Origin of the sequence: Sorangium sp. So ce204, from assembly GCF_051526795.1 — a bacterium.
GTDB lineage: Bacteria > Myxococcota_A > Polyangia > Polyangiales > Polyangiaceae > Sorangium > Sorangium cellulosum_B.
Window position 1 is genome coordinate 1,014,949 of record NZ_CP150317.1, and the last position, 22,889, is coordinate 1,037,837.

General features: G+C 71.0%; 15 protein-coding genes. 6 read left to right on the plus strand and 9 right to left on the minus strand.

The window, feature by feature from the left end; translation table 11 throughout:
- Positions 1-135 precede the first annotated feature (135 nt).
- Together serB and uvrB are read right to left on the minus strand one after the other, a co-directional pair.
- Positions 136-1,320, minus strand: a complete 1,185-nt coding sequence (gene serB, locus WMF22_RS03765; protein ID WP_438034867.1) for a phosphoserine phosphatase SerB — start codon at positions 1,318-1,320, stop codon at positions 136-138.
- 142 nt (positions 1,321-1,462) lie between these two features.
- Positions 1,463-3,622: an excinuclease ABC subunit UvrB gene (gene uvrB / locus WMF22_RS03770; RefSeq protein WP_437297746.1), complete on the minus strand. Its 2,160-nt coding sequence runs from the start codon at positions 3,620-3,622 to the stop codon at positions 1,463-1,465.
- Positions 3,623-4,335: 713 nt separating this feature from the next.
- On the opposite strand from uvrB, the gene rsgA reads away from it, so the two are divergent.
- Positions 4,336-5,400: a ribosome small subunit-dependent GTPase A gene (gene rsgA, locus WMF22_RS03775; protein ID WP_438034868.1), complete on the plus strand. Its 1,065-nt coding sequence runs from the start codon at positions 4,336-4,338 to the stop codon at positions 5,398-5,400.
- Positions 5,401-5,812: 412 nt separating this feature from the next.
- On the opposite strand, the gene WMF22_RS03780 is transcribed toward rsgA, so the two are convergent.
- From WMF22_RS03780 to WMF22_RS03805, 6 genes are all read right to left on the minus strand, one after another.
- Positions 5,813-7,759 carry a sigma 54-interacting transcriptional regulator gene (locus tag WMF22_RS03780; protein WP_437297748.1) on the minus strand — a complete coding sequence of 649 codons (1,947 nt, stop codon included), beginning with the start codon at positions 7,757-7,759 and terminating at the stop codon, positions 5,813-5,815.
- A 262-nt stretch (positions 7,760-8,021) separates the two neighbouring features.
- Positions 8,022-9,776, minus strand: a complete 1,755-nt coding sequence (locus WMF22_RS03785) for a hypothetical protein (RefSeq protein ID WP_438034869.1) — start codon at positions 9,774-9,776, stop codon at positions 8,022-8,024.
- A gap of 220 nt (positions 9,777-9,996) precedes the next feature.
- Positions 9,997-10,839, minus strand: coding sequence for an SDR family NAD(P)-dependent oxidoreductase (locus WMF22_RS03790; RefSeq protein WP_437297750.1), 843 nt, complete (start codon positions 10,837-10,839; stop codon positions 9,997-9,999).
- 117 nt (positions 10,840-10,956) lie between these two features.
- Positions 10,957-12,105, minus strand: a complete 1,149-nt coding sequence (locus WMF22_RS03795; RefSeq protein ID WP_437297751.1) for an NAD(P)/FAD-dependent oxidoreductase — start codon at positions 12,103-12,105, stop codon at positions 10,957-10,959.
- Between the two features lie 6 nt (positions 12,106-12,111).
- A complete protein-coding gene (locus WMF22_RS03800) occupies positions 12,112-12,945 on the minus strand; it encodes a 3'(2'),5'-bisphosphate nucleotidase CysQ family protein (RefSeq protein WP_438037233.1) in 834 nt (277 codons plus the stop codon).
- 5 nt (positions 12,946-12,950) lie between these two features.
- Positions 12,951-13,892, minus strand: a complete 942-nt coding sequence (locus WMF22_RS03805; RefSeq protein ID WP_437297753.1) for an aldo/keto reductase — start codon at positions 13,890-13,892, stop codon at positions 12,951-12,953.
- A 365-nt stretch (positions 13,893-14,257) separates the two neighbouring features.
- Between WMF22_RS03805 and WMF22_RS03810 the strand changes: the two genes are divergently transcribed.
- The 4 genes from WMF22_RS03810 to WMF22_RS03825 all read left to right on the plus strand — a co-directional run bounded on the left by WMF22_RS03810 (position 14,258) and on the right by WMF22_RS03825 (position 18,717).
- Positions 14,258-14,863, plus strand: a complete 606-nt coding sequence (locus WMF22_RS03810) for a hypothetical protein (RefSeq protein ID WP_437297754.1) — start codon at positions 14,258-14,260, stop codon at positions 14,861-14,863.
- Positions 14,864-14,949: 86 nt separating this feature from the next.
- A complete protein-coding gene (locus WMF22_RS03815) occupies positions 14,950-16,047 on the plus strand; it encodes a pectin acetylesterase-family hydrolase (protein ID WP_438034870.1) in 1,098 nt (365 codons plus the stop codon).
- Positions 16,048-16,297: 250 nt separating this feature from the next.
- Entirely contained in the window at positions 16,298-16,990 is a 693-nt protein-coding gene (locus WMF22_RS03820) for an ROK family protein (RefSeq protein ID WP_437297756.1), read from the plus strand.
- A gap of 437 nt (positions 16,991-17,427) precedes the next feature.
- Positions 17,428-18,717 carry a cytochrome P450 gene (locus WMF22_RS03825; RefSeq protein ID WP_437297757.1) on the plus strand — a complete coding sequence of 430 codons (1,290 nt, stop codon included), beginning with the start codon at positions 17,428-17,430 and terminating at the stop codon, positions 18,715-18,717.
- Positions 18,718-18,963: 246 nt separating this feature from the next.
- On the opposite strand, the gene astD is transcribed toward WMF22_RS03825, so the two are convergent.
- Complete coding sequence (gene astD, locus WMF22_RS03830) at positions 18,964-20,433, minus strand: succinylglutamate-semialdehyde dehydrogenase (protein WP_437297758.1); 1,470 nt, start codon at positions 20,431-20,433, stop codon at positions 18,964-18,966.
- A 545-nt stretch (positions 20,434-20,978) separates the two neighbouring features.
- On the opposite strand from astD, the gene WMF22_RS03835 reads away from it, so the two are divergent.
- On the plus strand, positions 20,979-22,511 hold the full coding sequence (locus WMF22_RS03835; RefSeq protein ID WP_438034871.1) for a hypothetical protein: 1,533 nt from the start codon (positions 20,979-20,981) through the stop codon (positions 22,509-22,511).
- The last annotated feature ends 378 nt before the right edge of the window (positions 22,512-22,889 follow it).

Here is a 22,889-nt window from a genome sequence, read left to right on the forward strand (position 1 = left end):
CCGTCGCCTGGCCAGGCGAGGCGGGTCAGGCGCCGCGCCGGACGGCCGCGGGGGCCCGGTCAGCGCGCCGCTGTCGAGCGCGGCGCTGCGTCCCGTGGGACTCCGCTGCTGGGCGGACGGGCCGTGTCGTGCGGCTCATGCCACCTCGAGGAGCTCGCGTTCGGTGATGCCGAGCAGGAAGAGGATGGCGTCGAGGCCGCTTGCGGAGAGGGACGTGTCGGCGGCCTCTCGCAGCTTGGGCTTTGCGCGGAACGCGACGCCGAGGCCGGCTCTTTGCAGCATCAGGAGGTCGTTGGCGCCGTCGCCCACGGCGATGGTCTGATCGAGCAACACGCCTTCTGCCTGGGCGATGGTCTCGAGCAGCTCGGCCTTGCGTTGTGCGTTGACGATCGGCCCTGTGACCCGGCCGGTCAGCTGTCCGTTCACGACCTCGAGCGCGTTCGAGTAGGCGTAGTCGATCCCGAGCCGCGCTTTCAGCGCCTCCGCTGCGATGGAGAAGCCGCCGGAGATCACGGCGGTCCGGTAGCCGAGCCGCTTCAGCACCCGGATGAGCGTCTCTGCGCCCTCGGTGATGGGGAGCTCTGCGGCGAGCTTCCGCAGCACGCCGACGTCGAGGCCGCGGAGCAGCGAGAGCCGCTGGCGGAGCGACTCGTCATAATCCATCTCCCCCTGCATCGCGCGCTCGGTGATCTTCGCCACCTGCTCCGCGACGCCCTTCGCGCGCGCCAGCTCGTCGATCACCTCGATCCGGATGAGCGTCGAGTCCATGTCCATCACGACGAGCCGCTTGCTCCGGCGGAAGAGCCCCTCGCGTTGCAGCGCGAGATCGAAGCTGTTCTGCGTCGCGAGGGCGAGGAGGGCCTGCTTGAGGGCGTCGGCCGCTTCTTCGCGCTGGAGCAGCACCTGGATCTCCACCGACGAGAGGCGTTCGACCGACAGCCGCGCGATCTTCTCGATGTTCGCGCCGTGGGCTGCGAGCGTGGAGGCCACGTCGTGCAGCGGCTTCGCGCCGAGCTCGCGCCCGATGGCTGTCACCACGTACCGGCTCCCCGGCGTGCGCCGCGGCGCGCCCCCGTCGAGCGGCTTGAAGTCGAGCGTCACGCCGAGCTCTTTCGCGGCGAACAGCAGCTCCTTGAGTCCGCTGCGTGTCTCGGGGAAGAGCGCGAGGAGCGCGAGGTTCAGGTTTCCGTGCACCACCACCTGCTCGATGTCGAGCAGCGTGGCGCCGATATCGCTGAGGATGCCCGTGAGGCGAGCGGTGATGCCGGGGTGGTCCTTGCCGGTGACGGTGACGAGTATCGGATCGGACGAGACTGCCATGCCGGGGCCCCCTTAACAGCGTCGCGCGGCAGGGTCGACGCCGATAGCTCGCCGCACGAAGCAAAACGATGCTTCACCGAAAGAGCGTTTGCCAAACCACCGCCCCCCGCGCGCGCAGCCTCCTCCCCCGCGGGCTCCGTAGCTATCGGTAGCGCCCGCCCCCTCGCCCCGCCGCCGCCCGTCCGCCCCCTTTGCCGCCCGCCGCCGGCCTCCCGCCCCCCTTGCCGCCCGGCCCGCGCCGGCTCGCCGGCCGCCCAGCCCGCGCCGGCTTCTCCTCGGCCGCCTCGCGCGCCGCGCCGGCGTCCCCGTCCCCCTGCTGTGCCTTGAGCTGCCGGAGCTGATCGCGCAGCCGCGCCGCCTTCTCGAACTCGAGGTTCTCCGCCGCCGCGAACATCTCCTGCCGGAGCGCGTCGATCTGGTCGACCAGGTCCACCGCGGCGCGCGCCGCATCGGCCGCGGGCTTCGCCGGGCCCTTCGGGACGGCGTAGTAGTCGCGCGTGCCCGAGGTGGGCGACAGGTCGAGGATCGCCTTCTTCACCGTGGCCGGCGTGATGCCGTGCTCCTTGTTGTACGCCTCCTGGATCGCGCGCCGCCGGTTCGTCTCGTCCATCGCGCGCTTCATCGCCTCGGTGATGCGATCGGCGTACATCACGACCTCGCCGTGCACGTTGCGTGCGGCGCGGCCGATCGTCTGGATGAGCGAGCGCGGGCTCCGGAGGAAGCCCTCCTTGTCGGCGTCGAGGATGGCGACCAGCGACACCTCGGGCAGATCGAGCCCCTCGCGCAGCAGGTTGATGCCGACCAGCACGTCGAACTCGCCGCGCCGGAGATCGCGGAGGATCTCCACGCGCTGGAGCGTGTCGACGTCCGAGTGGAGGTAGCGGACCCGGATGCCGAGCTCCGTGTAGTACTCGGTCAGATCCTCGGCCATCCGCTTGGTCAGCGTCGTGACGAGCACGCGATCGCCGCGGCCGACCCGCTCCCGGATGCGCGCGAGCAGGTCGTCGACCTGACCGGACACCGGGCGGATGTGGATCTGCGGATCGATGAGCCCGGTCGGCCGGATGATCTGCTCCACGACCGACCCGGCCGACTTCTGCAGCTCGTAGTCGCCGGGCGTCGCGCTCACGAAGAGGACCTGCGCGTAGTGTTGCTCGAACTCCTCGAACTGGAGCGGCCGGTTGTCGAGCGCGCTGGGGAGCCGGAACCCGTACTCGACGAGCGTCTCTTTCCGCGCCCGGTCGCCCCGGAACATCGCCCCGACCTGCGGGACGGTCTGGTGCGACTCGTCGATGATGAGGAGGAAGTCCTTCGGGAAATAGTCGATCAGCGTCGGCGGGGGCTCGCCGGCCTTCCGGCCCGAGAGGTGGCGCGAGTAGTTCTCGATGCCGTTGCAGAACCCCATCTGCTCCAGCATCTCGAGATCGTACATCGTGCGCTGCTCGATACGCTGCTTCTCGAGGAAGCGCACGGCCCTGTCGTAGAAGTCGATCCGCTCGCGCAGCTCCTCGCGGATCGCCTGGATCGCGAGCCTGAGCTGCTGTTGCTCGGTGACGTAGTGGGAGCCGGGGAAGACCGCGTAGCGATCGAGCTGGCCCACCACCTTGCCGCGGACCGGGTCGACCTCCTTGATGGCCTCGATCTCGTCGCCGAAGAACTCGACCCGGATCGCGAGCGCCTCCTCGTAGGCCGGGAAGATCTCGACGACATCGCCGCGGACGCGGAACGTCCCGCGGTGGAAATCGACGTCGTTCCGCGTGTACTGGATGTCGACGAGCCGCCGCAGGAGCTCGTCGCGGCGGATCTCGGTGCCGCGCTCGAGCTTGATCAGGAGCCCGTGGTAGCTCTCGGCCGAGCCGATGCCGTAGATGCAGCTCACGGAGGCGACGATGATCACGTCCGGCCGCGAGAGCAGCGCGTGCGTCGCCGCGTGGCGCATGCGGTCGATCGCGTCGTTGATGATCGCGTCCTTCTCGATGAACGTGTCGCTCGTCGGGACGTAGGCTTCGGGCTGGTAGTAGTCGTAGTAGCTGACGAAGTAGTGGACGGCGTTGTTGGGGAAGAGCTCCCGCATCTCGCCGTAGAGCTGGGCCGCCAGCGTCTTGTTCGGCGCCATGATGAGGGTCGGCTTTTGCAGCTTTTCGATCACCTTGGCGGCGGTGAACGTCTTGCCGCTGCCCGTGACGCCGAGGAGGACCTGGAAGGCCTCGCCCTGCTCGAACGCGGAGCAGATCTCCTGGAGCGCGCGAGGCTGGTCACCGCACGGCTTGAATTCGGAGACGAGCTCGAAGTGTGTGGGCATGGAGCGGAGGACCCTAGTGCGGCGAGGCGCTCCTCGCAACCTCCGCGGCCGTCAGGGCCGGAGGGCGGGGTGGCCTCACCGGGAAGGCGCGGTCTCGTCCGGCTTCGTCGGTCTTCGTCGGTCTTCGTCGGTCTTCCAACTATCGGCAACCATTGGCCGAGCGGAAATTGTCGACCCACTGTCGTTCACCTGGAACGAGGGCGCCCCACGTCCCGCGCGCGCTGTGCTCGCTGTCCACACGGCCGGGCCGAGCCGAGAGCGCTTGACGTCGGCGCGGGGCCATAGGATTCTAGGTGCTGTCGCGTCGTGGTGACGTGAGCCGAACGCGGAGGTCAGGTCATGAGTGCCAACACATCGCACACCCATTGCGCCGCCGCCGTTGTTTCCGCCGCGGCCGGCTGAGCTCGTCTCCACGTCTCCGCGACGTCGCCCGCGTGCCCTGAGGGGCGCGTGTGTGCCCTGAGCGCGTGCCCCTCCCAGGGATCTGCCCTGGCCGGGCGTGCCTTCTGGCATGACGTCCTGATCGATCGACGAGCTCCGCTCCGCGGTGGCCCCGCGTGTGGAATGGCCGGCGCGTGCGCGCTTGTGCGCCGCCGCGCCCTGTCCGTCGATCGCCGCGCGCCGAAGCTCGGGCGCGGCCGAACGCCATGGAGCGCTCGTCCGTCATGCAAACTCACCTCGATTCTCTCGTTGATCCGTCTTTGCAGCACGAAATGCGGCCCGATCTGGTCGGGCTCGGATGGACTCCCTTCTTCGCGAGCCAGCTCGCCTGTCTCAAGGATGCCGTGCAGCCTGCGCGCGTCGTCCTCGCGTCCGCGTCCAGGCATCACGTTCAGACCGCGGATGGCCCGCGCCTCGCGGTGGTCAGCGGTCGCCTCGCGCACGAGGCCGCGGATCGCGCGGCGCTCCCCACCGTCGGTGACTGGGTGGGGCTCAGGCCTGGCGACGGCGCTGGGCCTTCGTACATCGTGCACACGTTCGCGCGGAGCACGTGCCTGCGCCGCAAGGCCGCTGGGCCCACGGTGGAGGCCCAGGTGCTCGCGGCCAACATCGACAAGGTGTTCATCGTCACGTCGCTGAACGCCGACTTCAACCTGCGCCGCCTCGAGCGCTACATCGACGCCGTCCTCGACAGCGGCGCTCGCCCGGTCCTCGTGCTCAACAAGGCCGATGTCTGCCCGGATCCGGCGCGGTACATCGACGCGGCGCGGGACGTCGCCCCTGCCGCCCCGATCGCGCTCGTCAGCGCGCTCTCCGGCGCCGGCCTCGACGCGCTCCGCGCCGAGATCGGGGCAGGGGAGACCATTGCCCTCGTCGGCTCGTCCGGCGTGGGGAAGTCCGCGCTCAGCAATCGCCTGCTTGGCGCGGAGGTCCAGCTGGAGGGTGCGATCCGGGCGTCGGACGAGCGTGGCCGCCACACGACGGCTCACCGGGAGCTGTTCCTGATCCCTGGCGGTGGTCTCCTCATCGACACGCCGGGCATACGGGAGCTCGGCCTCTGGTCCGCGGGCGGCAGCGCCCCGGCCGGCTTCGACGACGTCGAGGCCCACGCCGCGGCGTGCCGTTTCCGGGACTGCGCGCACGACGGCGAGCCCGGTTGCGCGGTGCTCCGTGCCATCAAGGACGGCGACCTCGATCCCGAGCGCCTCGGCGCCTACCTCAAGCTGGGTGCCGAGCGACGCCACCTCGCCGGGCAGCAGGACGTGCGCGCGAGGATCGAGGAGAAGCGGCGCTGGAAGCAGATCTCGAAGCAGATGCGCTCCAATCCGAAGCGATAAGCAGAGCCGCCCTCCCGTCTCCCGCGGCCAGACCCCAGCGTCCCCGCCACGCCGCGTAGACACCCCCAGCAAATCCCCGCATCCTCCCCCCGCCCCCGCCCGCGCACACCTTCGAAACCGCTCTTTCCCATCCCTTGGAAAGAGCCCTCGGGAGGGGGTGTCGCGCGCGGGGCCGGCGGGGGAAGGGCCCCACGAACCCGAGCGCCGGCCTGCATCGAAGCCACTCGCTCCTGGTTCTCCTACCTCCGTTCAACCGGCCATAGCCACCACAAGGCGCGAGTTCGTGGGAAGGGCCCCCCGCCGGCCCCGCGCGCGACACCCCCTCCCGAGGGCTCCCTCGCTTCCTGGGAAGCCCTCCCCCTCCGTCCCGTGTCCCGTGTCCCGTGTCCCGTGCCCCGTGCCCCGTGCCCCGTCAGATCCCGTATTGCCGGAGCTTCTTGTGCAGCCCCTCGCGCGTGATCCCGAGCGACTTGGCCGCGTTGGTCTTGTTGTTGTTGTGCCCGCGCAGCGCTTCCAGGAGGAAGAACTTCTCGACCGCGTCCATCATCTCCTTGAGCGACCCCTTCGGCGTCCCCGCCCGCGCGACGAGCCCCTCGACCTGCCGGATCCTCGGCGAGAGCAGCTCCGGCGTCCCGAACGCCCCCGGCTCCAGCTGGATGACGATCCGCTGCACCTCGTTCTGGAGCTCCCGCACGTTGCCCGGCCAGTCGTACGCGACCATGAGCTCCATCGCCTGCTGGCTGAACCCGCCGCACGGCTTGCCGATCTCGTCCGCGTAGCGCTCCAGGAAGTGCGCCGCGAGCAGCGAGATGTCGTCGCGCCGCTCTCGCAGCGGCGGCAGCCGGATCGGGAAGACCTTGAGGCGGTAGTAGAGGTCCTCGCGGAACCGCCCCTTGGCCACCTCGTCCTCGAGGTTCCGGTTCGTCGCGGCGACGATGCGCACGTTGACGTGCTTCGGGCTCGTCGCGCCCACGGGGCGGATCTCGCCCTCCTGGAGCGCCCGGAGCAGCTTCGATTGCAGCGACAGCGGCGTCTCGGTGATCTCGTCGAGGAAGAGCGTGCCCCCGTCGGCGATCTCGAACAGCCCCTTCTTCTCCTCGGTGGCGCCCGTGAACGACCCCTTCTTGTGCCCGAAGAGCTCGCTCTCCAGCAGGCTCTCGGCCAGCGCCGCGCAGTTCTGCGCAACGAACAGCTTGTCGCGGCGGCGGGAGCGGTAGTGGACGGCGGCGGCGATGAGCTCCTTGCCCGTGCCCGTCTCGCCCTCGATCAGCACCGTGACGCGCGTGTCGACCACCTTGTCGAGCTGCCCGATCACCTTGCGCATCGCGTCGCTGTTGCCGATGATGTCGACCGCGCCCCCGCCGCCGCCCCGGCGGCGCTCCTCGCGCCCCTTGAGGAAGCTGTTCTCCTTCTGGAGCCGCTCCTCCGCGAGCACGAGCCGCTTGATGAGCCGGGCGTTCGCCACCGCGAGCGAGGCGTTGGCGGCCAGCACGAGGAGCGTCTCCAGGTCGCCGGCGTTCAGCATCCCGGGCACGCTCCGGTTGTCGGCCTGGAGCACGCCGATGATCTCCTCGCCCTTCCAGAGCGGGACGGCGAGCGTGCTGCGGATCGAGGCGCCCATCAGCGACTCGGACTGCCCGACCTCGATCGGCGCGTCGGCGGCGAGCACGGCCGCCCGCTCCTTGATCACCTTCCGGTACACGCTGCGCGTGATCGGGACCGGCCCTGCAGGCGGCCCCCCTTTGCCCGACGCGGACCGGACCCGCGTCAGCACCGGCACGAACGCCGCCGGCGCCGCGCCCGGCTCCTGGTCGTCGTCGCGCAGCACCACCGTGACGTGCGTCGAGCTCGGCACCAGCGCGAGCACCGCGTCGGCGATCTCGGCGAGCACCTCGTCGAGATCGGTCGCCGCGCCGATGCGCTTCTGCGCCGCGTACATCGCCGACAGCGCGCTCGGGTCGCGCTCGATCTTCGCCTCGGCAGGCTCGATCTCGTCGAGGCGGCGGATCGAGACGACCCGCGCGTCGTCGGCCTCCTCCGGGATCTTCACCACCATCCGGGTGACAGCGTCCCCGGAGCCGAGCTCGATGACGTCCCCCGTCTGGAGGGCGAGCGCGCTGCGCCCCGCGCCGAGCTCCAGCCGCTCGCCCCGCCGCGTCACGCTCGTGCCGTTCGTCGAGCGCAGATCCTCGAGGATCACCCCGTCGGCGCCGCTCACGATGCGCGCGTGCGCCCCGGAGACGTGGCGATCGTCGAGGACGACGCGGTTGTCCGACGAGCGCCCGAGCGTGATCAGCTCGCCCTGGAGCTCGAAGGTGCGCCCGGCAGCGAGACCCTGGGTTACCTCGAGCACGATCATGGTTCGTTCTTCAGCCGGAAAGACCCCGTGACAAGGGCCGGAGTAAACCGTCAAGACGGCGGAGACGCCAGGAAAAATCAGGAGCCAGGCGCGTCGGTGAAGCTTTGCGCGGGCTTCGCGCGGGCTTCACGCAAGCATCGCGCCCGGGTGGCGTCGATCAAGGAAAATCTGGATCGAAGTGATATGCCCGACTGCGCGTTTCATGCGCCCCGTGCGCCCCGTGCGGCCCGACCTCGGGACGGGGCGCACGGCGCTGCGGCGGTCACTGAGCGCGGGCGGTGAGGCGGTAGATGACCGTCTTGAAGGGCGCGTTGCCGGCGATCTTCTCGGGATCCTTCGAGGCCTCGCCGTCGTCGACGATCTTCTGCAGCTTGGTCGCGACCTCGGCGTCGCCCTTCGGCGAGAGGGCGTCGATGACCGAGACCGAGACGAAGCGGACGGCCGCGTTCGAGACCTTCGGCATCGCGTCGATGATCTGCTGCCGGACCTCGGGGGTGCCGAGCACGCCCGCCATGTAGGCGGACTTGATCCCCTGGAACTGCGTCTCCTTCGCCTGCGACGCCGGATCGCCGAGCTTGCCGACGTAACACTCGAGCTTGGTGCCGCAGGCCCCGAGCAGCTCCTTTGCGATCTTGATCTCCTTCTCCATCGACTTGCCGACCGTGCCGCCGCCGCTCGTGCGGGTGCCCGCGAGCCGGTCGACGTCGGCGATCTGGTCGGGCTTCATCAGCTTGAGCGCCGTCTGCAGCGAGACGTCGCGGATCTGCGCGACGTCGTCCTCCTCGCCGCGCGCCTCGAGGCCGGTCTTCACGAGCCACGGCACGAGGCTCGCGTCGAAGAAGTTGCTCGCCGCCTCGGCGAGCATCACCCGCGCGTTGATGCCGGCCGGCGGCATCTCGAGCCCCGCGGGCGTCTTCTCGTAGGCCGCCTGGAAGGCCGCGAGGGTCTCCGGCGTCCTCGGCACCTTGGTCAGCTCGCGCGCGATGATGGCGCGCGGCACGTCCTCGGCCTTCCCGAGCGCGGCGAGCAGCGGCTGCGACGACTCCTGCCGGCCGATCGTCGCCAGGACGAGCGCGGCCGCCGCGACGTGGGCGGTCTCCGCGGCCTTCTTCTGCTCCGCGCTCGCCTTGTCGCCGGCGCCCTTCAGGTTCTCGACCTTCGAGTACTCGACGAGCTCCTTCTGGTCGCCCTGGAGCAGCGCGATCGTCGGCTGGATCGCGGGCTTGCCGATCTTCGTGAGCGCCAGGATGGCCGTCGTGGCCGCGTCCGCCTTGAACGGCGACAGCACCACCTTGAGCAGCGGCACGACCGCCTTCTCGCTGCGCTGCCACCCGAGCAGCTCCGCGGCGGTGATCTGCCAGAACAGCTCGTTCCGCATCGTGCCGACGTCCTTCGGGTCGTTGATCGGGCGCCCGATCATCGTGATGAGCCCGTCTTCCCAGGACTTGCTGTTGATGTCGACCATCGCGTCGTGCACGTCGCGCGAGATCGTCGAGCCCTTCGGCTTGCCGTGCTGGAGCTTCGAGAAGACGGCCATGAGCGGCTCGGCGGCCTTCTCCGACTTCGTCGCGCCGAGGCCGCGCACGGCCCAGCGGACGTCCTCCTCGGTGGACTCGGGCTTGTAGTCCTTGAGCGCCTTGATGAGGCAGGCCTCGCCGCGCGGGTCCCTCGTGTCGGAGATGAACTTGATGAGCTTCGAGTTCGTGCGCTCGTCGAGATCGCCGGCGACGCACTTCTGCGTCATCGGCTCGATGATCTTGTCGAGGAGCGGCTTCACGGTCGGGCCGTTCCGGTCCTTGTTGTCACGCGTCATCGCGTCTTCGAAGAACTGGACGAGCCGGTTGACGGAGGCGGTGAGCGTGGCCGGGTCGTCGAGCCGCTTGACGTGCGTCTCGGGGTCGTTCTCGTCGCCGCATCCGACGATGACCCCTGCGGAGAGCGCCATCGACGACGCGGTGGCGGCCCCCAGGAGGAGCGAGCGAAGGAGCGGCAGGATGCTGCGTGCTGAGCGGGACATGGTGTTTCCTCCGGGACCTCGGTGATGCTGCCGGCCTGACCTCGCCGTCGCACGGCGCGCTTCAGGAGAGGCGGTCAGCGGCTAGCCTTCGTTAGCCTGAGGGGACGAAAGTGGACAAAAACAGCGCGCGGCAGGGGGCGCGGCCCCCCTTCGGCCACGACGTGGCGCCGCTCCGCCATGGAAACGGCGAAGCCGACGCTATTCGCCGTCAGAGAACGTGTCAACGCGAGCGCGGCGCCGAGACGAGCCGGCGGATCCCCGTGGCGAAGAGCCGGTCGGGGATGACACGGCGCAGCGCGACGAGCGCCCGTGCGTCCCGGCCGACAAGGGTCCTGAAAGGCGGCGATGCGTCGTCGATGAGGCGGAGGATCGCCGCCGCGACCGGGGCGGGCGGCGGCGCCTTGGCGGCGTCCTTCAGGATCATCTGCTCGATCGCCCTGGTCATCGCGCCGTAAGGGCCGTCGAGCGAGACGTGGGCGCCGCGTCGCTGGTTTTCGTAGAAAATTTCGGTCTTGAAGGTGCCGGGCTCGACGAGGCAGACGTGGACGCCGAACGGGGCGACCTCCCAGCGCAGCGCCTCGCTGAAGCCCTCGACGGCGTGCTTCGTCGCCGCGTAGGCGCTCACGCCGGGGAGGCCGACGAGCCCGGAGATGCTCGAGACGTTGACGATGCGGCCGCGCCCCGCGCCGCGCATGGCCGGGAGCACCGCGCGCGTCACGGCCATCAGCCCGAAGACGTTGGTCTCGAACTGCGCCCGGACGTCGCCGTCCGCCTGCTCCTCGAAGGCGCCGCCGACCGCGATGCCGGCGTTGTTGACGAGGGCGTAAGCCGGGCCGTGCTTCTCAAGGATCTCCCGGACCCTGTCGGGCGCGCTCGCCGCGGCGACGTCGAGCTGCTCGATCTCGATCGTGACGCCCCGCGCGCCGGCGGCGGCGAGGAGCGCGCCGGCCTTCTCGGGGCGGCGCATCGTGGCGATGACCCGGTGGCCCGCGGCCGCGCACGCGACCGCGGTCGCGAGGCCGATGCCGCTCGAGGAGCCGGTGACGAGGACGAGGTGACCCATGGCGAAGGGGCGCGAGTATAGGCGAAGCGCGACGCGGCGGGGGAGCGCGGCATGTGCGGCATGTGCGGCGCGCACCGCGTTGAAGGGCCGCCGCCGCCGCGCCGCCGGGGCAGGCGCTCAGCCGATGATCATCGCCTCGCTGAGGAGCCGGCCCTCCCTGAAGCGCCGCAGGTTCCAGCGATCGAACAGGGGGAGGGAGGCGCCCTCGGCGATGTGCTGCGCGAGGAGCTTGCCCATGACGGGCGCGATCATGAAGCCGTGCCCCATGAAGCCGGAGGCCTGGTAGAAGTGCTCGACCTCGTCGACCCCGCCCACGATCGGGTTCTGATCCGGGGTGAGGTCGTAACAGCCGGCCCACTGCCGCAGCACCTTCACGCTGCCGAGGAGGGGGCACGCGGCGACGAGCGCCCGCGCGTACAGGGCGAGGAACTTGTGGCTCGACCCCATGTCGAGGCCGTCGGGGACGTCCTCGTTGGAGATGCCGCCCACGATCTCGCCGCGCATCGACTGCGAAAAATAGAGGCCGTTCGAGAGATCCGCGACGAGCGGGCCGAGCCAGGGCTTGAGCGGCTCGGTCGAGCAGATCTCGTGGCGGTGCGGGTGGTTGGGCAGCTCAACGCCGAGCATGCGCGCGATCTCGGGGCTCCACGCGCCGGCGGCGTTGACGACCTTGTTCGTCCGGATCTCGCCGCGATCGGTGACCACGGCGTCGATCCGCGCGCCCTGCGTGCGGAAGCCGAGGACGTTCGTGAAGGTGGCGATGTCGACGCCGAGCTTCTGCGCGCGCTCGGCGTAGCCCCAGACGAACGGCCAGGGGAACACGACGCCGTCGTCGGGGTTGTAGCTCGCCGCCACGACGCCGTCGGTCGAGAGCTGCGGCACGATCGCGCGCGCCTCGTTGGCGGTGAGCATCCGCGTCCCGAGGCCGCACGCGTTCTGCACGGCGACGCTCTTCTCGAGCGTCCTGCGGCCGGCCTCGCTGCGCACGAGGAAGAGGTAGCCGCCCTGCCGGAACCAGATGTTGATCTTCATCTCGCGGGCGAAATCCCGGCAGATGCGGATGCTCTCCTGCATGAGCCGGATGTTGCCCTCGCTCGAGAACTGCGCCCGGACCCCGCCGCCGTTGCGCCCGCTGGCGCCGCCGCAGAGGTAGCTCCGGTCGACGACGACGATGTCGGTGACGCCGTGGTGCCGCGCGAGGTTGTACGCGATCGCGAGGCCCATGATCCCCGCGCCGACGATGACGATCTCGGCCTGCCCCCGCATCGCGCCTCAGCCGAGCTCCGACCTCGCCGCGGCGACGACGGCGGCCTGGAGGGCGCCGTTCGAGGCGATGATGCCGCGGCCGAGCTTGAGCCCGGGGCCTTTGTAGTCGATGGGCGCGCCCGAGAGGTCGGTGAAGCTGCCGCCCGCCCCGAGGAGCACGGCCTCGGGCGCGCAGCTGTCCCAGAGCTTGGCGCCGCCGCCGCCGTGCACGTAGAGGTCGACCTCGCCGGTCGCGATCCGGGCGATCTTCACGCCGACCGAGCCGCAGGGGACGACCTTCGAGATGCCGAGCCGCGCGAGGAGCGGCTCGAGCTCCTTCGGCCGGTGCGAGCGCGAGACGACGAGCGTCGCGTCGGCCGGAGCGCTCACGGCCGAGACCCGGAGCGGCCTGCGGCTGCCGTCCCTCGCCTCGAGGAAGGCGGCGCCGCCCTCGCCGGCGCGGCCGGCCAGCGCCTCGCCCGTCGTGGGCATCACCACGACGCCCAGCGCCGCGCGGCCGCGGACCGCGAGCCCGATCATCACGGCGAACTCGCCGTTCCTGTCCGCGAACTCCCGCGTGCCGTCGAGCGGGTCGACGAAGAACACCCGCTCCTTCCCCAGGCGCGAGGCGAGCTCGTCGCCGGTCGGGACGCTCTCCTCGGCGAGGATCGCCTCGCCGGGGAACGCGGCCTCGAGCGCGCTGCAGATGAGCGCGTTCGCCTCGCGGTCGGCGCGGGTCACCGGGTCGCCGGGGCCCTTCATCTCGACGGCGAACGGCGTCGCGTACACGTCCATCACGATCGCCGCCGCGGCGCGCGCGATGCGGACGATCTCGTCGAGCTCCCTGTCGTTCTGGTCCATCGTGCTCACACCTCGATCCCGGCCTGCTTGAGGCGCGCGGAGAGCTCCGTGAGCGCCGTGTCCTGGAGGTAGGGCGGCATGCCGGCCTCGCGGACGAGCTGGTCGAGCTGGGCGACCGAGCGGGGGCCGAGCACGGCGGAAGAGACGACGCGGTTCGCGAGGACGAAGCGCAGGGCCGCCGAGCGGAGCGAGGTGACGGCGCCCGTGACGAGCGGCCTGAGCGCGTCGAGCTGGCGGATGCGGGTCTTGAGCTCGTCGCGGGTCCACCGCTGGTAGCGGTGATCGTCGAGGTAGAACTCGCGCTCGGGGCTCCACTGGCCGGCGAGCAGCCCGTGCGCGAGCACCGATCGGGCGAGGACGCCCGCGCCGGACTCGGAGACGTCGCCGGCGACGTCGTGGAGGTCGCCGGGGAAGAAGGCGTTGTAGGCGATCTCGATGACGTCGACCTCGTCGCGCAGCGCGGAGCGGGCGACGTCCGCGGAGCCGGCGCTCACGCCGTACGCGCGGATCTTCCCGGCCTGCTTGAGGTCCTTCAGGAAGGCGAGGGCCTCCCCCGATTGCATCGCGGCCACGGTGGGGTTGTGGAGCAGGACGACGTCGACCACCTCGCGGGCGAGGCGCTCCTGCGACCGCTCGAACGCGGTGCGGAGGTGGGCCGGGTCGAACCGCTTCGTCGGGGGATCGCCGTCGCGAACGGTGCCGATCTTGGTGACGACGAACGTCGTGCCGGCGCCCTGGAGCCGCCTGCCGAGGCAGCGCTCCATCTCGCCGCGGCAGTAGACGTCGGCGGTGTCGAAGAGGTCGATGCCGACCGCGAGCGCGCGATCGATGACGCGATCGATCTCGACGTCGGCGATGGGGCCGTAGCCGTCGCCGGAGAGTCCCCAGGTGCCTAGGGCGAGCTCCGAGACCTGAAGGGTCGTCTTGCCGAGGGGGCGCTTCCTCACGGGCGGCGATCTACACCAGCGCCGGGAGGGCGCCACGAAATAGGGGCGGAGCTCCGGGGCGGAGCTCCGGGCACGGCGCGCCGCGTCGCGGGCCCTTCCCGGAGCGGCGGAGCTGCCCCGGGGCGGGCGTCTCCCGTCGCGCCTCGGCGCGCGGTGGCAGGGCGCGTCCTCCGGGGCCTCACGCGGCCGGCGCGGGCCGTCGGTCCGCCACGTCCCTGCGCGCTCGGCCACGGAACGCTCCATGCCAGAGAGCCAGGGAAGGGGAGTGATGCGGAAGCGCGCGGGGCAGCGCCGCGGGGGGCAGGGTCTTCAGGTGACATGTCGAGTCGAGCCCTGCCGGTGGCCGACGAAGGGGGCTGGAGAGTATGGCGAAAGGGCCTAATGAGGCATCGGCGGCCGAACCCATCAGCGACCGGAGGTCGCGGCCGCCCGCGGCGAGCGCCTCTGCGCGGCGCGCGCTGGAGCTCGTCGCCGTCCGAGGCAAAGACGTGCTCGGCGTCCGCCATGTGCTCGCGGAGGGGCGCGCGCACATCGGCGACACGCCCGCGTCCATCGTGCGCGTGCCGTCGGGGGAGCTCGATAGAGCGGCCCCGGTCATCGCGGAGGTGATCGGCGCACGCTACGTGCTGCACGTCCCGCGGCGGACGCGGGCGCGCCTCCACGGCGCCGACGGGCTCGCGCGCCTGTTGACGGGCCCGGCCGACATCGAGCTCCAGGAGGGAGACCGCGCCGTGATCGTGATCGGGGCCGTCCAGATCCGCGCGCAGATCGTGCCCATCGAGATCATCTCACGCCTGGGTGCGTCCGGCCTGCGCTGGATCGGCCTCATCGGCGCCCTCTACCTCGTCGCGCTCGGCGTCTGCGCCGCCCTCGCGCCGCGCGACCGCGCCCGCCTCGACGAGGGGTCGATCCGCCGCGCCGTCGGCGAGGCCGCGTCGCAGCTGTGGGCAGAGCACGCCCCTGTGCCATGACGCGACGGCACCGCCGAGCGGGCGCCGAGCGGGCCGTCACCGGCGGGTGATGCCCGCGCGGCATGGAGTGGTATTGTCTGCCCTCCATGCGATTCAAGATCGTTCCGCCCCTCCCGGTTCGACTCCTGCTCTGCCCGCTCGCTGTCCTCGGCTGTGGCGGCGCGTCCGCCGAGCACGAAGACGCGAGCAGCGAGCCGCGGGGCGGGATCCTGAGCCTGCCGTCTGGCTGGAGCTCCATCGAGCCGGGCGGCGAGACGACGTGCTCGCGCGGTGATCCTTTCAAGTACTTCGTCCGTCCGGGCACCGTCAATCGCCTCATCGTCGAGTTCCGCGGCGGCGGCGCGTGCTGGGACGCAACCACGTGCTCGTTCGCGGGAGCGCTCTTCCAGGAGACGGTCGGCGAGGACGCCCTGACGACCGGGATCTACGATCATGAGAACCCGGACAACCCCTTCAAGGACTGGCACCATGTGTACATCCCCTATTGCACCGCGGACGTCCACTGGGGCGACAACGTGGCCACGTACGGGGAGGGGAGCCAGGCCGTCACCATCCAGCACAAGGGCGCCGTCAACGTCCGCGCGGCGCTCGGCTGGATCTACGAGAACGTCTCCGCGCCAGAGAAGATCTTCGTGACGGGCTGCAGCGCGGGCGCGTATGGCGCCATCCTCTGGTCCGCGCACCTGCGAGAGCACTACAAGAGCGCGTCGGTCATCGAGTTCGCCGACAGCGGGGCAGGGATCATCACGGAGACGTTCTTCAGGGACAGCCTTCCTTCCTGGAAGCCCGAGGGCGCTTATCCCACATGGATACCTGGCCTCGACCCGGCCGAGCTCGCGCGGCTGTCGGCGCTCTACGAGAAGATCGGCGCCCATTACCCCGACATGCGCCTGTCGCAGTACAACACCGTCTATGATGAGGACCAGGCCTTCTTCTTCAACGCGATGGGCGGCGGCGACGCCCAGGCGTGGTCCGACGCCATGAGGGCAGAGATCGCCGAGATCGAGGCGTCGACGCCGAACTTCAGGTCGTTCCTTGCCGCCGGCTCCGCGCACTGCATCCTCTGGCGGCCGGAATTTTACACCCTCGAGTCGCGCGGAGCGCGCCTCGTGCAATGGCTCGACGGGCTCGCAAACGGTGCGCCGCCGCCGAGCGTCGCGTGCGACGCTTGCGGCTCGCCTTGAGCGTCGCCCGGGGGCGGGCGGCGCGGCGGCCGGGGCACCGGGGCAGCGGGGGTGCCCGCTGGTCGGCGCCGGGCGGCGTGTGCGCGGGAGGGCGGGCTCAGGGGGCGTGATCGCCCGCTCGGGCGTGCGCCGTCGCGGCGCCAGTTGACGCGCAGCCAGAGCTCTAGATTATGTCCGCTGCGAACGCGGGCGCGTGGGCGCGTCCGCGGCGGCCCTGGAGGAAGAGCTCCGGGGGGAGACAGAGGGATCCATGCGCACGCTTTGTATCGATATCGGCGGAACGGGGATCAAGGCCACCATCCTCGACGAGCAGGGGACTCCGATGACGGATCCCGTGCGCGTGCTGACGCCCCAGCCGGCCTCGCCGGACCCCATCCTCGACCTCATCGAGGAGATCGCCCGGGCGCAGGGGGAGTTCGATCGCGTCTCGATCGGCTTCCCCGGGGTGGTGATGGAGAACGTGACCAAGACGGCGCCGCACCTCGACAACGAGAAGTGGAAGGGCTACCCGCTCGGCGAGGCCGTCGAGCGCCGCCTTGGCAAGCCTGTCCGCGTCGCCAACGACGCGGGCATCCAGGGGCTCGCCGTCATCGAGGGCAAGGGGCTCGAGATGGTGCTCACCTTCGGCACGGGGCTCGGCTGCGCGCTGTACATCGACGGCCGCTACGTGCCGAACCTCGAGCTCGGGCACCATCCGTACGGAAAGAGGGACCTGAAGTACGAGGACCGCGTGTTCGACGCCGAGTGCAAGCGCATCGGCCCGAAGCGCTGGAACAAGCGCGTGCGCAAGATGATCGAGCAGCTCGAGCCGATCTTCAATTACCGCAAGCTCTACCTCGGCGGCGGCAACGCGCGCCTGCTCGACGCCTCGCGGCTGCCCGAGAACGTCGTCGTGGTGGACAACGTCGCTGGCCTGCTCGGCGGAATCAAGCTCTGGTCCTAGAGCGGCGGTCACCCGCTTCGGAGACGGGCCCACCTCGACGTTTTCGGTGCTCAGCGCACAGGAGTGCGCTTGCGCGCCGAAAACGCCGATCTGGGCCCGTCTCCTGTGCGGGAGACCGCCGCTCTGTTGCGGCTCGGGAGACCGCCGCTCTGCTGCGGCTCGGGAGACCGCCGCTCTGCTGCGGCTCGGGAGACCGCCGCTCTGCTGCGGCTCGGGAGACCGCCGCTCTGCTGCGGCTCGGGAGACCGCCGCTCTGCTGCGGCTCGGGAGACCGCCGCTCTGCTGCGGCTCGGCATGGGGCAGAGGGGGGCGGAAGCCGCTGTAGCCAAGGGCGGCCGCGCGCCCGTGCGCTGGCGGAGAGGCCGGCCTGGGGCGGGCCTGCGGGGGCGTGGGTCGCGCCGGTTCCCAAGCGGGCGTGACCGTCGTACCCTGGCCCGATGAACTCGCCCGACGCACCGAAGCCCGACGCACCGCCCGCGGCCAATCCAGCGGCGGACGCCGATCTCGATCCGTTTCGCCTCCAGTCGCCGGAGACGCTCGCGAACCCGTACCCCGTGTACGCCCGGTTGCGCCAGGAAGCGCCCGTGTACTTCAGCGCGGCTTACAACGGCTGGCTCATCACCCGCTACGATCAGGTCGCGGCGGGCTTTCGTGACCCGCGCCTGTCGGCGAAGCGCTCCAGCGCCTTCGTGACGAAGCTGCCTGACGAGGTGCGGCAGCGGCTGGAGCCGTTGCGCCGCAACCTGGCGTCGTGGGCCTTGCTGCTCGATCCGCCGGAGCACACGCGCATCCGCTCGCTGATCAACAAGGCGTTCGTGCCGCGGCTCGTCGAGGGGTTGCGCTCCCGGGTGGAGACGCTGGTCAACGAGCTGCTCGACGCGGTCGCCCCGGCGGGCCGGATGGATGTCCTCCGCGATCTCGGCGATCTCTTGCCGCTGCTCGTGATCGGCGAGGTGCTCGGTGTACCTGCCGAGGACCGGCACCGGCTGAAGGGCTGGTCCAACGCGCTCAGCGGCTTCCTTGGCGCGGGCCGGCCGACGCTGGAGATCGCGGGGGGCGCGCTGAGCGCCGTGGCCGAGCTGGAGGACTATTTCCGCGGCGTGATCGCGGCCCGGCGGCAGAGCCCTGGCAACGACCTGCTCAGCCAGCTCATCCTCGCGGAGGAGCAGGGCATGATCCTCGGCGAGCAGGAGCTGCTCTCGACGTGTTGCATGCTCCTCTTCGGCGGCCACGAGACGACGAAGAACCTCATCGGCAATGGCCTGCTCGCGCTCCTTCTCCACCGTTCCGAGCGCGAAGCGCTGCGCGCCACCCCGTCGCTGATCGGCCCGGCGGTGGAGGAGCTGCTCCGATACGACTCTCCGGTGCAGTGGATGAGCCGCGTCGCGCTCGACGACATCGAGCTCGACGGCGTGCGCATCCCGAAGGGCGATCGTGCCTTCCTGGTGCTCGGCGCGGCGAACCGCGATCCCGCGCAGTTCCCCGACCCCGACAAGCTCGACTTCCGCCGCACGGACATCCGTCACATCTCGCTCGGCCTGGGCGTCCATTACTGTGCCGGCTCCGCGCTCGCCCGCGTCGAGGCCCAGGCGGTCATCTCCACGTTCCTGCGCCGTTTCCCCGACGCCGAGCTCTCTCCTGGGCCGCTGACCTGGCGCATGAGCCCCGGCATGCGCGGCCTCACCGCCCTCCCGATAGAGCTAGGCCCGCAGAGCTCCGCTTCCTGACCCCTCTCCACCCCGCCCGTTCCATCCTGGAGCCGCCGGGGAGAGGGGAGGGGGCGCGCGGGGGCGAGGGGGAAGGGCCCCGCGGATCCGAGCGCCGGCCCGCACCGCAGCTTGTCGCCCTCAGATCTCCCCGTCCCGTACAGCCGGCCATAGCCACCACAAGGCGCGAGTCCGCGGGAAGGGCCCCCCTCGCCCCCGCGCGCCCCCTCCCCTCTCCCCGGCGGCCGTTGCCCCCTGGCTCTGGTTCTAGCTGTTGAGCCGCATCCCCGGCGCCAGCTGCCCAGGCAGCGCCACCGCCGCCGCCTCCAGCCCCGCGACCGGATATGCGCAGTAGTCCGCCGCGTAATACGCGCTTGGCCGGTGGTTCCCGCTGCTCCCGACCCCCCCGAACGGCGCCGCGCTCGACGCCCCCGTCAGCGGTTTGTTCCAGTTGACGATCCCCGCCCGGGATTCCCGCCAGAACCGCTCGTAGAGCTCCCTGCGATCCGAGATCAACCCGGCCGCGAGCCCATAACGCGTGCGGTTGGCCAGCGAGAGCGCCTCATCGAAGCTCGTATAGCGCTGCACCTGCACGAGCGGCCCGAAATGCTCCTCGTCCGGGAGCTCCTTGATCGCCGACACATCGAGGATGCCGGGCGAGAGCAGCGCGGTCCCCTCCTCGAGCCGGCGCATCTCCAGCAGCACCTCGCCGCCGAGCGAGACCAGCCGCGCCTGCGCCGCGAGCAGCCGATCCGCCGCCGCGAGCGAGATCACCGCGCCCATGAACGGCTGCTCCGCGTCGTCGTACCTGCCCACCTTGAGCCGGGAAGCCGCCTCGACCAGGCGCCCCAGCAGCGCGTCGCCCTCCGGCGTCGCCGGCACGAGCAGCCGCCGCGCGCACGTACACCGCTGGCCCGCCGAGATGAAGGACGACTGAAGGATATGGTGGTTCGCCGCCTCGGTGTTCGCGACGTCCTGGACGATGAGCGGGTTGTTGCCGCCCATCTCCAGGGCGAGGATCTTCTCCGGTTGGCCCGCCAGCTGCCGGTGCAGCGCGTTGCCCGTGCCGGAGCTGCCTGTGAAGAAGAGGCCGTCGATGCCCGGGTGACCGGCGAGCGCGACGCCGGTGCGCCTCCCCCCCTGGACCAGGTTGAGCACCCCGGCCGGGATCCCCGCCGCCTCCCAGAGCCGCGCGGTCTCCTCCGCGACCCTCGGCGCGAGCTCCGAGGGCTTGAACACAACGCAATTGCCCGCGATCAGGGCCGGGACGATGTGGCCGTTCGGCAGGTGGCCCGGGAAGTTGTAGGGGCCGAGCACAGCGACCACGCCGTGCGGCCGGTGGCGCACAACGGCCGTCGCGTCGCCCGCCTCGGCCTGACGCTCGCCCGTCCGCTCGCGCCAGGCCATCAGCGACACGTCGATCTTGCCGATCATCGTCTGGACCTCGGTGAGCGCCTCCCAGCGCGGCTTGCCCGTCTCCAGCCCGATCACGTCCGCGAGCCGGGCCTTGTGCTCGCCCAGGAGGCCGGCGAACCGCTTCACCAGCGCCGCCCGCTCCTCCAGGCCGCGATCGCGCCACGCAGCGAACGCGCCGCGCGCCGCCGTCACGGCCGCGTCGACCTGCTCCTCGCTCGCGGCGCGCCCCTCGAAGACGACCGCCTGCGTCACGGGGTTCCGGCTCGCGAACGGCTCGCCCGCGCCGGTCACCCAGCTGCCGTCGATGAAATGGGTCGACATGGTCACCTCTCTGTCGCGGAGCTCCCCCCGCGGAACACCACACGGGCTCAACAGTCCGTCCACCCAGTATGGTTTGCGTCCACCTCGCTTCGCCAGTGTGCATCGTACCAGAGGCCGGCGCCCCCAGGGCTCGCGCGCCCCCGGGCGGAGCATCGCGCCGGCGACCGCCCAGGAAAGATGAGGCCGCTCGCCGAGCTCGCCAGGGCTTCGCCGCGTCAGGGGGGACCACAACATCATGTGTTCCGGCGCGACTGAGCCCCAACCAGAGGGGTCTGCGCGGTCAGTTGCTCTCTTGATGAGAATCCAGGAGCCGAGATCTCAATGCGCCTCGTGCTCGATCGTTCCGAGTCCGCTCGTGGCGGGCGCGCGACATTCACGGGAATGCACCGTGGCGAGCAGGTGTGCTGAGCGTGAGTGCGCGTTGGATCACGCTCCGGGCGCACTGCAGCAGGGCGCTCTCCACGCCCGGTGACACCAAGTCTTGACGGTCCTGTGGCTGGCGTGGAGACGTGCTCATGTCAGTTTTCCCGCCAATGCATCACACGGTGGCTATCTCAGACATCCATCTATGTGAGCTCGAGCCGACCGACGGTCTCTGGATGCGCTATCGGCAGGCGCCGTACTCCCCGGACGGGGAGATCGCGGCGATGCTCGACGCGCTCCGGGGAGAGGTCCGGAAGGGGGCGGGCGGCTCCGGGCGGCTCGGCGCGGAGCGCGACGAGCTGACGCTGGTCCTGAACGGCGACATCTTCGACCTGGATGCGCCCCGGGTGATCGGCAACGAGAGCGTGGTCCACGACCTGCCGCGCACCGCCGAGCACGCCGTGCCGGCGATGGAGGCCATCCTGCGCGATCACCCGGTGTTCGTCGCGGCCGTCGGCCGGATCGTCGCGGACGGGCATACCGCGGTCTTCGTGGCGGGCAACCACGACATCCAGCTCACGCTGCCCGAGGTGCGCGAGGCGGTGCAGCGGAGCGTCGTGGACGCGGCCATGCACGAGCTCGCCACCCGGGACGGCGGCCTTCCGGCGGGATCGACCGAGGAGCTCCGCGCGGCGCTCGCGGCGCGGGTGGCCTTCCGCGCCTGGTTCCACCGCACGCACGACGGCGTCATCGTCGAGCACGGCAATCAGTACGACTCGTACTGCTGTTATCGCTACCCGATGGCGCCTTTCGGCCGGAACCCGGGGGAGATCCAGCCGACGATGGGCTCGCTCGTGAGCCGCCTGCTCGTGTCGCGCATGGGGTACTTCAACCCGCACGTCGACTCGTCGTTCATGCTCTCCGGCTTCGGCTACCTCTCTCACTGGACGCGGTACTACCTGTTCTCTGGCCGCTCCCTCGTGCTCGCGTTCGGCGTGGGCGCGCTGCGCACGATGATCGAGCTCGTGCGCCGGCGCGACCCGAGCCGCCGGGCGCTCCGGCGCGCGGACCTCGCCGCGGCCGCCCGCGAGACGGGCGCGCCTTTCCCGGCGGTGGTCAAGCACGCGCGGCTGTTCGCGCGGCCGGCCGAGGACTGCCTCGGCCGCGTGGCGCGCGAGCTCTGGCTGGATCGCCTCGGGCTCGCGGCGGTCGGGATCCTCGCGGCGCTCGCGTGCCTGTGCTGGATGCCGGGGGGGCTCGCGGCGGCGGCGTTGCTCGCGCCGACGCTCCTCGTCGCGTACGAGTGCGCCGTGCCGAAGCCCACGCTCGACGCGGTCTGGCAGGGCGTGAACCGGGCGGCGCGGTCCGTGGCCAGGGCGCACGGCGCCAAGGCCGTGATCTTCGGGCACACCCACAACCCGGAGGGGAGCTGGGAAGGCGGGGTGTTCTTCGGGAACACCGGCTCCTGGTCCGCGGCGTTCGAGGACATCGCGTGCACGCAGCCCGTCTTCGAGGCGCGCCCGCTCGTCTGGCTGCGGTCCGAGGACGATGCGGGCCCCGAGGCGCCCCTGTCGGGCGGCCTCGTCATGTGGAAGGACGAGCGGTTCCAGCCCTGGCGAGCCGACGCGAGGCCGTCCGTGCCGAGAAAGGCCGAGATGGCCAAGCGCCCGCGCCCCGCGCTTCGGCCCCAGGCGACGGCCGCGCTGCGCGGTTAGTCCGCCGGCGCCCCGCCGGCGCCCATCGAGAGATACGACGCGGAGCACGCTCACAAAGGGGATTGCTGCTCTCCAGGGGCACCAGGCCTCCACCGACCGTGGCAACGGCGGCCCCGTCCGCGAGCGCCGTCGCGGCTCGATTGGTCAAACGACATCAACTCCTGCTGATGCTCTCCACGAGGCGCCGCCCTCGCTGCACAGCCTGCGGGGCGGATTCAGCACGTTTGTCGGTCCAGAGATCCAGATGGGCTCCTGTGGAGAACCGGAGATCGTTGTTATTTTTCCATCGTGTTGCTTGGCTCCGTTCTCCACCCCCGATGGCGGGGAGGCGCCGCGGTCACTAGGCTCGATTCTGGACGGTGCCGGCGATCGCGGCCC